This window comes from Metabacillus fastidiosus NBRC 101226 (assembly GCF_001591625.1).
Taxonomy (GTDB): Bacteria; Bacillota; Bacilli; order Bacillales; family Bacillaceae; genus Metabacillus; species Metabacillus fastidiosus.
The window spans coordinates 1-8,823 of the sequence record NZ_BCVG01000132.1 but is presented as its reverse complement, the minus strand read 5'-3'; the positions used below and the strand labels follow the sequence as shown (position 1 = coordinate 8,823).

Annotated in this window: 6 protein-coding genes, 1 pseudogene and 1 riboswitch; of the genes and pseudogenes, 4 read left to right on the top strand and 3 right to left on the bottom strand. The window is 35.2% G+C overall.

Features of this window, described 5'->3' with window-relative positions; all coding sequences use genetic code 11:
• Positions 1-66: 66 nt before the first annotated feature.
• Together BFA01S_RS19420 and BFA01S_RS19415 are read right to left on the bottom strand one after the other, a co-directional pair.
• On the bottom strand, positions 67-1,068 hold the full coding sequence (locus tag BFA01S_RS19420; protein WP_066234786.1) for a hypothetical protein: 1,002 nt from the start codon (positions 1,066-1,068) through the stop codon (positions 67-69).
• A gap of 96 nt (positions 1,069-1,164) precedes the next feature.
• On the bottom strand, positions 1,165-2,319 hold the full coding sequence (locus BFA01S_RS19415) for a DUF2515 family protein (protein ID WP_066234782.1): 1,155 nt from the start codon (positions 2,317-2,319) through the stop codon (positions 1,165-1,167).
• Between the two features lie 86 nt (positions 2,320-2,405).
• Here BFA01S_RS19415 and shc point away from each other — a divergent pair, with 86 nt between their 5' ends.
• Positions 2,406-4,262 (top strand): squalene--hopene cyclase, encoded by a 1,857-nt coding sequence (shc, locus tag BFA01S_RS19410; protein WP_066234779.1) that lies wholly within the window; start codon positions 2,406-2,408, stop codon positions 4,260-4,262.
• 64 nt (positions 4,263-4,326) lie between these two features.
• On the opposite strand, the pseudogene BFA01S_RS19405 reads toward shc, so the two are convergent.
• Positions 4,327-4,776, bottom strand: a pseudogene (locus BFA01S_RS19405) (YdhK family protein); the annotation flags it as partial.
• A 310-nt stretch (positions 4,777-5,086) separates the two neighbouring features.
• On the opposite strand from BFA01S_RS19405, the gene BFA01S_RS19400 reads away from it, so the two are divergent.
• The 3 genes from BFA01S_RS19400 (at position 5,087) to BFA01S_RS19390 (ending at position 8,789) form a co-directional block, all read left to right on the top strand.
• The gene (locus tag BFA01S_RS19400; protein WP_066234777.1) at positions 5,087-5,749 is read left to right on the top strand and encodes a C40 family peptidase; all 663 of its coding nucleotides are present in this window, start codon (positions 5,087-5,089) and stop codon (positions 5,747-5,749) included.
• Between the two features lie 266 nt (positions 5,750-6,015).
• Positions 6,016-6,098, top strand: a riboswitch (cyclic di-GMP riboswitch).
• 210 nt (positions 6,099-6,308) lie between these two features.
• Complete coding sequence (locus BFA01S_RS19395; protein WP_169800515.1) at positions 6,309-8,168, top strand: diguanylate cyclase domain-containing protein; 1,860 nt, start codon at positions 6,309-6,311, stop codon at positions 8,166-8,168.
• 87 nt (positions 8,169-8,255) lie between these two features.
• The gene (locus BFA01S_RS19390) at positions 8,256-8,789 is read left to right on the top strand and encodes a hypothetical protein (RefSeq protein WP_066234773.1); all 534 of its coding nucleotides are present in this window, start codon (positions 8,256-8,258) and stop codon (positions 8,787-8,789) included.
• Positions 8,790-8,823: the final 34 nt, after the last annotated feature.

The window sequence follows — 8,823 nt, the reverse complement described above, 5'->3', positions numbered from 1 at the left end:
TTACTGCCCGTTAAGGCTGGGATAAAAAAGAGAAAGGTACAATGAGGACTTGTACCTTTTATGAAATTATTCAGCAGAAGAACCGAATGTTTTAGCAATATGAGTAACAACAGGATCATATTTCTCTTTTTGGCTTTCAGGATAAGTAAGAATAAGAGTATTAGATACTTCGTCACCAAAGAAAAATTTCTTATAAATGATCGTTCCATTTTCTATATAGGAAAGTACATACCATTTATCGGTGAGCTTTTTATAAGCAATCTCTGTATCAATCGTTTGAAGATCTTCTTTATAATAAGTATCAATCGTCTCATTTTGGCTAATAACGTTTGTGTGACTGCCAAAGGCTGTAATTTCCAGCTCTTCATTATGAATAACAGCTCCATCACCATTCGTCGGGGGTGGGTCTATCATGAAATTGGATGGATGTTGTACGGAGAAGCCGAATCGGCCATTTGTATATGTTTGATAAGAGATCTTTTGTTCTTCTTTATTTTCTTCTATTTTTGTTGGTTCTTCTTCACTATTATTTGAATCAGTTTGAACTTGTTCCAGTTGCTTAGTTACCTCAGATTGGTAGTTTGCTAATAGTTTATTTGAATTGATCTCTTTCTGTAAAAGCTGTAATTGTTCTTGTGCCTCACTGTCATTATTCTTTTTAAGAAGCTCTTTAATGAAGATAAGTTTTTTCTCAACAGAAGTAATTAGTTCTTTTTCGGTCAAAATTTGTTTTTTTAATGTTGTCGCTTCCGTTTGTAAAGTTTGTAAGCCATCCTTTTCATCGATTACTCTGTCTAGTGAATCGATTGCTTCATCGAATTCTTTCTTTTTATAAGCTTGAATGGCTGTTTCCATTTCATTCGCTTGAGTAAAATAGGAGGAGGCGTTTTTTTCTCCTTCTTTCTCATGTAATGCTGATTCAAAATAAATCGCCGCTTGATGGTAATCTTTCTCGCCTAAGCTTTTGAGTCCCTTTTCCATGAGTTTTTCATATTCATTATTGGAGCATGAAGTAAGTATAAATAAACTAGTCAATGTGACTATTGCTGAAATGAATGTCTTTTTCAATTGTTTTCCTCCTTGTAAAGCACATCCTTTTATTATAATTGGAAGGTTTACAATGAGCTATTAAAATATTTTCCTTCTAATGGATATAGAAAATTGTTAATCTCGTCTAAGAAAAATCGTCTTTTTCGCAATAATTGCAAGCTCCATTTTCTCGATCGTTTTACAGTATTCTTCGTAAATCTCTCCATCAGCTGTTTTCTCTTCTTCTAAATACTCAAAAATTGTCCAATCATTAAACCAGTCCTGCTCCTTCACCTGCAAATGATTAACATCTTTCCAAGCGAACGAAAGAGGGGGACTGTATATAGGATGTGCGCCTTTTTTGAGTCTGCATTTTTCCGTTCTTCGGTGATAGACAGATCCTGGTATGGACTCGTTTATATCATGGAATAAATGCTTCCAATAATCTTTTCTGGAACCGGTATGCGGATGTTTGTCAGCCCAAAGTAAAACATTCTGCCAAGTGGACTTTTCCTTAAAAAGGATGGAATACAGCCGCTTTCCTAATAAAATTCTTTCGTGCAGGGAATCAAAATGACGTACCGTTTCTCCAGTCAAACTCGGTTTCTCTGTTTCTCCCTTTTTATAAAAGGGGAAAATAATATGATTAAAACGCAGAAAATCATATAGTTTAAATCCGATCGTATTTAAAACTGTTTTTTGAAAATGTTCCTTTTGAACAGCATGAGTCTCTAAATAATTTTGTTCATTAATAATAATGGCAGCAGTTAAAAGAGAATGGTTCCCATATTTCCAAAAATAATTCCACATCGTTTCCATGAAAGCAGATACATGCAAGCAGGGAAGGAGATAAAAGAGATTTTTCTTCCATTGTAAACTTTGCTTATAAAGCAATAATTGCGGATAAATATCTTGGAATATTAACCAGTTCCCCCGTTCTAAAAATAAAAAGAAATGCCGCTGTTCTTTCTCTGATAATAATTTCGGAAGAAGATCTCCTTTTAAATCTGTCATAAGCCAGCCGCTGTTTCTTGAAACCATATGTGCTAATAATGCCCAGTGGATTTCAGGATGCTGTTTAAAAAAATCTAAATATGCCTTTGTCCTCGTAATATTATTTCTATTTAATTCATCTGTTTTTTCTTTAATAGATTGAACGAGTTCCTTTTCCTGTACTGTTATATTTGATTTTTTAAAAGTATTGGATTTACTTTTCATTTTCAATTCTTTTATGATTTCGAGAGGGATTGTTTGTTTTATTTTCTTTTTAAGAAAGAAGCGGACATCCATTTGTTTCCCTCCCAGCATAGGAATGCACTTACGCAAAAACGCATATGTATAGGAAAAAATGCTTTTAATAAAGAGAGGATTATTATATGAAACAAATGGTGGAAGCGGAAATAAACCGATTAGTACATATTCTGATAGAAAAACAGGACCGTGATGGAACATGGTCTTATCCGTTTGAGACAGGAATTATGACAGATTGCTATATGATTATTTTATTACGGACTCTGGAAATAAATGATGAAGATTTGATTTTTTCATTAGCGGAGAGAATTATGAATAAACAGAGTAAGAACGGAGCCTGGAAGCTGTTTTTTGATGGAAAAGGGGATCTTTCATTAACAGTAGGAGCCTATTATGCCATTCTTTATTCAGGATACAAAACAAAAAATGATCCAGACATGCTTTTAGCAAAACAATTTATTATAAACAATGGCGGTTTAAAGGAAACGAGCATGTTTATAAAAATGATGTTAGCTTTAACAGGCCAGTATAAATGGCCGAGATCTTTCCTGGCTCCGATTGAGGTTATTCTTTTGCCGAACTTCTTTGATTTTTCGATTTATGCAAGAGCGAATATGACTCCTATATTTGTCGCTGCCCATTATAAATTCAGCAGGAAGACAAAAAGGTCGCCTGATCTGTCTGATTTATCTATCTTAAGAGATGAAGGGGACTGGGAACGGGAATTAAAGGAATGGAGATCGTTCCTTTCTATTATACAAGAAGGAATCAATCGTCTTATCGGCTATCCGAAAGAACTTCGCAGGCAGGCATTAAGCCGTGCTGAGCAGTATATACTGCAGCGGATTGAGCCGGATGGAACATTTTACAGTTATTTCAGCTCAACCTTTTTTATGATCTTCGCTCTTCTGGCAAGAGGCTATTCAAACGAGCATCCGATTATTACCCATGCTGTTGCAGGCTTAAAAACATTTAAGACTAAAATTAATGATGAGACACATATTCAGTATACGACAGCGACTGTGTGGAATACGGCTCTTATTAGCTATTCTTTACAGGAAGCGGGAGTTTCGAGTTTATCATCAGCTATTCAAAAGGCAAACCGGTATTTATTATCGAGGCAGCAGCATTTGTATGGTGATTGGGCTATTCATAACCGGAATGTATTGCCCGGCGGATGGGGATTTTCAAATATTAATACGATTAATCCGGATATTGATGATACAACTGCTTCATTAAGAGCTGTCCGATCCCTCGTTTTGAATAATAATACGTATCATCAGGCTTGGGACCGTGCTGTCTATTGGATTATATCAATGCAGAATGATGACGGAGGATGGGCGGCATTTGAGAAAAACATTGATAAATCTTATCTTGCCTGGCTTCCTGTTGAAGGAGGAGGAAAGATGCTGCTGGACCCTTCAACCGCAGATTTAACAGGAAGAACATTAGAGTTTTTCGGGAACTTTACTAAATTAAATCACCATCATCCTTTCATAAAACATGGGATAAAGTGGCTTATCGAGCATCAGGAAAAAGACGGCTCCTGGTACGGAAGATGGGGAATTTGTTATATTTACGGGACGTGGGCGGCGGTGACCGGCCTAGTGGCGGTGGGAACAGAGAGGAAGCATTCGGCCATTCAAAAAGCGGTTCAATGGTTGTTAACCATTCAAAACGAAGATGGCGGATGGGGAGAATCATGTAAAAGTGATGTAAATAAGAAGTATACGCCTCTTGCCAATAGCACCCGAACTCATACGGCATGGGCATTGGATACATTGATAGCAGCGGAGAAAGAAGAGACTCCGTCTATTAGAAGGGGAATAGAGTTTTTATTAAAAACTTGGAAACAGAATGACTGGACAACATCATATCCGAAAGGGCAAGGTCTCCCGGGAGGATTTTATATTCATTATGAAAGCTATGAATATTTATTTCCGTTGCTTGCTTTAAGTCATTATAAGAAAAAATTTTATTAGTCTGTTTGAAATAATATTTAGCAAAAAAAGGATCATTTCAGATCCTTTTTTTGCTCTTATGTATTTATTTAAGCGCTGATAACTCACTTTCTGTTACCCATTTATGATTTTTTACTTCATCGCCGCCGGTAGTTGGCATATAGTCTACCATATAAACAGTCGTTTTCTCGGCGGACTCAATCTCAGCTGCTGCACCTTTCATTCCTTCCATATGGTCAGCTTCTAATGTCACTTTTGTTCCAGGTTTTAACGTCTCATTATCGGCTTCTTTTATTTCCTCATGAATAACCCATCTATGGTTTTTTACTGTTTTTCCGCCAGTGACAGGAGTATACGAAACGACGTAGGCTGTAGTATCGTAGGCCCCAACTATTGTTGCTTTAGCATCTTTCATCCCTTTCATATGATCAGCTTCAAGGATAGCCTGGCTTCCAATTTTATAAGTCGGATTTTCCGTTTCTTTTAAATCTTCAGGAACCTCTCCTGAGCTGGAATGATTCATGTCTGAATGATCTGTATGAACATTTTCACTTGCAGTTGATGAGACTGACTTACGTAGAGACGAGTTCTCTTCTTATATGTTTCTTATAATAGTAGTTTTAGCTTTTATTAATCCACTAGTTTATTTTTATAAGGAAAATAAGAAATAATTGTTAACTTGAAAGGACCTCTAATTGGGTCCTTTTTCATATGGGTATTCTCTTGGTTCATGTCTTTTTTTACAGTGATTGTCGAATTTTGTAATGTAGTTGTCATCTCAATTAAACATAGTTGTTACTTTCGCATGATAATATATGAAAAAAAGACGATACGAGGGAAATAATATGAAAAAAATGGTTACATCACTTGTTATAGCAGCAGGATTGTTGATTTCTAGTCCACTCAATAGTGAAGCAGCATTAGGCGATAGGACATTAAAGAGTGGAACAACTCACAGTGATGTGAAAGAACTGCAGCAGGTTTTAAAAAACGGGGGATACTTTAAGGGAAATACAACTACATACTTTGGGTCATCAACACAAAAAGCTGTAGTAAACTTTCAAAAAGCTAAAGGTTTAAAAGCAGATGGCATTGTAGGTGCCGGTACATATAAAGCATTAGGTGTTAAAAATACTAGTGCGAAAGGAAATGTTTCTGCTAAACGGGTACAAGAAGCGAAAAAATATTTAAGTGTGCCATATGTATGGGGAGGAACTACACCAAAGGGATTTGATTGCAGCGGTTTTATAGGCTATGTATTTAAGAAAAGTTCAAATACAGCTATTCCACGAACAGTTTCAGATATTTATAAAAAGGGACAAAAGGTTTCAAGTCCACAAGTTGGTGATTTAGTATTCTTTCAAACTTATCAATCAGGAGCTTCACATGCAGGTATCTATATAGGAAACAATAAATTTATTCATAGCTCTTCATCACAAGGAGTAAGTGTTAGCTCTATAGGTAATAGTTACTGGAAGAAGAGATATTTAGGAGCGAAAAGGATTTAGAAATGCTGCTGGTCAATTTACGAAAGATTTATAAATTTATAGAATAAAGAAAAGGAGAGTTATTAATAATAACGTTCTCCTTTTTCTTTTATAAAAAACTGCAATTAACAATTACTCTCCGTTATTATCTCCTCTATTATTTTTCATGACAATTTATATGTAGGTAAAAAGAACTAAAAAATATTGAAATTTATTGTTTTGTAGTATATTATTAGAAATTGGTAAATAAAAAGAAATTTTCTATAAATACATAATTTATTATAAAAAATAAGATTGGGGCTGTGAATTATACTTCTAACTTGGGCATCTGAAGTATAAGGAGCTAGTGATGCAACCGACCAACATTTGTTGGTCTTTTTTGTGTGCGAAATAAAGGGGGAATGGGGAAGAAATGTCGTTTAACCATGTATTTCGATTACTTAGAATATCAAGTTTAAAGGGAAGGTTACGATTTTGGTTTATCTGCTTTATTATACTATTAGTGCTATTAGCTTCCATCCCGTTTGTAATAATAGGGAAACATACTAAGCGGGAAGAGGCTAATGTTAGCATTGAAAAAATGATTAATTTGCAGAAATTAATGATTGAACAATGGTTTGGAGAAAGATTGTCAGATATTAAATCTGTTGCTGAACTTCCAACGGTGAAAGCTGGAAAAGTGACAGAAATGCAAGAAGCATTGGAAGTATTTGATAGAAATCATTTGGAGTTTACCGGTATCGTATATGTTAATGAAAATGGAATTACGGAAGTTGATACGACAGGACCTATAGGATTGGATTTGTCTGACAGACCATATTATAAGGAAGCAAAAAAGGGAAATGTTTTTATTACCGATGTATTGATTGGCAGACAGTCTAATAAACCTATTATTATTTTCTCTGTTCCTGTTTACGATGATAAAAAACGTTTTCGAGGACTAGTATTCGGACCTGTTTCGATAAAAACGATTAATAATGTGATGGGTCAATTTCAAGATAATGGAAGAGAAACCTATTTAGTGAATAGGGACGGTATGTTAATTAGTGAATCACGGCAAGGTAGAATAGGAAAGAACATAAAATCAGAAATATATGAGCAAGCATTAGAAGGAAATACAATGACTAATAGATTTTACATAGCTCATAATGGTGAGAAAGTACTGGGAGATTATAGATGGGTTCATAATAATCAATGGCTCATTATTGGAGAAATAGCTGAAAGTGAAATTTATGCATCTTTTTATAATATGGCAACTATATTTTTCTTAGTTATTTTATTCGTAATTCTCATAGTCTATATTTTAATGATTCGGGTAGCAAATCAAGTGGAGGCTCCCATACGTAAAGTATTAGCAGGAACAAGAGAAATAGGAGAAGGTAATTACGGATACCGTTTGATAAAGACAGACTATAATGAGGATGCAAAAGAACTTCAGGAACTTTGTGATAATTTTAATAATATGGGTGAACTAATTGAAAACCATATACATTCCATTGCAAAAAGTGAAGAGAGATTCCGAATGATCGCTGAGAGTTCAAGCGATATGATTACTATCCATGATTCATTAGGAAAGTATCTTTATGTTTCACCAGCAGGAAAAGAAATACTGCAATATGAAGATAACGAAGTGCTCGGGCATGACAGCTACTATTTTATTCACCCGGATGATATAGAAATGATAAAAGGCAATCATGAAATCTTACTTAATGAGGGTTATGTCGTATCCACTTATCGAATTCGTAGAAAAAATGGGGAGTATATTTGGTTTGAATCTTCGATTAAATGCTTGCAGGAAAAAGGGTCGGAGGAACCTCAAATAATCGTTATATCCCGTAATATAACAGAAAGAAAAATGGTCGAGCATAAGCTCCAGGAAGCTAATAAAGTCTTGCGTGAATTATCTACAAGGGATGGATTGACAGGAGTATGGAATCGCCGTACCTTTGATGAGCGTTTAGAAATGGAATGGAACTGTGCGTTAAAAGATTCTGCATCTCTTTCTCTTATTATGCTTGATATTGATTATTTCAAGGCATATAACGATACATATGGCCATCAAGAGGGAGATGACTGTTTAAAAAGTGTCGCTATGGAGATTAACGATCTTGTTAAAAAATCCGGACATATGGTGTTTAGATATGGAGGGGAAGAGTTCTGCGTAATCCTCCCTGAAACTGATTATGAAGGTGCTGAAGCAGCGGCTGAAAATATTAGAATTGCTATAGAAGATTTGCAAATGCCGCATGACGGCTCGCAAATTAACAGCTATGTAACGATAAGTTTGGGAGCTGCCTCTATTATTCCCACAAAGGATAAAACATCAGCGGATTTTATAAAATCTGCTGATGAGGCTTTATATAGAGCAAAGCAGGATGGAAGAAACTGTGTCAGATCCTATGAGGAAATTAATAAATTCCATGAACATACAAATTACTGAATTCGATCAAATATGAGTGAATTTAGCATCGATTTTCATTTTAAAAAGTATAACTAAAATTTTTAGTGTAAGTAAAGGGGAATACGCATGCATGATTCTAGCTTGAAAAAGCCGGTATGGGCTTGGTTTGTCCTAATTGGCGGATTATTATTTTTAATTCAGTTTTCCCCAACTATTATAATAACTTTAGTTCTTCTATTTCAGAAACCAACTGAGTTAACATTCTTTTCTATTATTTATATGACAATGGCTCTTTGTATTGTCGTCGTTGCTGTTTGGGCAATAAAACGGGCTCTGTATGTTCTCAAAACGTATAATCAAGTAAAAAAAGAGCAGCAGCAGAATTTTTCAGAAGATTCATCAAAGCTTATAACTGCTGAATTATCTAAAAGAAAAAAAACAATTTGGCCATGGATTGTTATCGGGTCTGGTGCTCTTCTTTTAATTAGCGCTGGTCCAGGTGTTATTATGCTGCCAATCATGCCAATCTTTTTAGTTGGTATGGCCAGTGATGCTGGTCCACCACCTGTTTATGTTCCGCTTCTCATTCTTACAATAGGATACGGATTCATAATAGGCTATACAATTTTATTTATAAAAGCAGTAAAAAAAATAAAGTGAAACTTCTATCAGTGGGGGTTGTTCTCATCCCCCA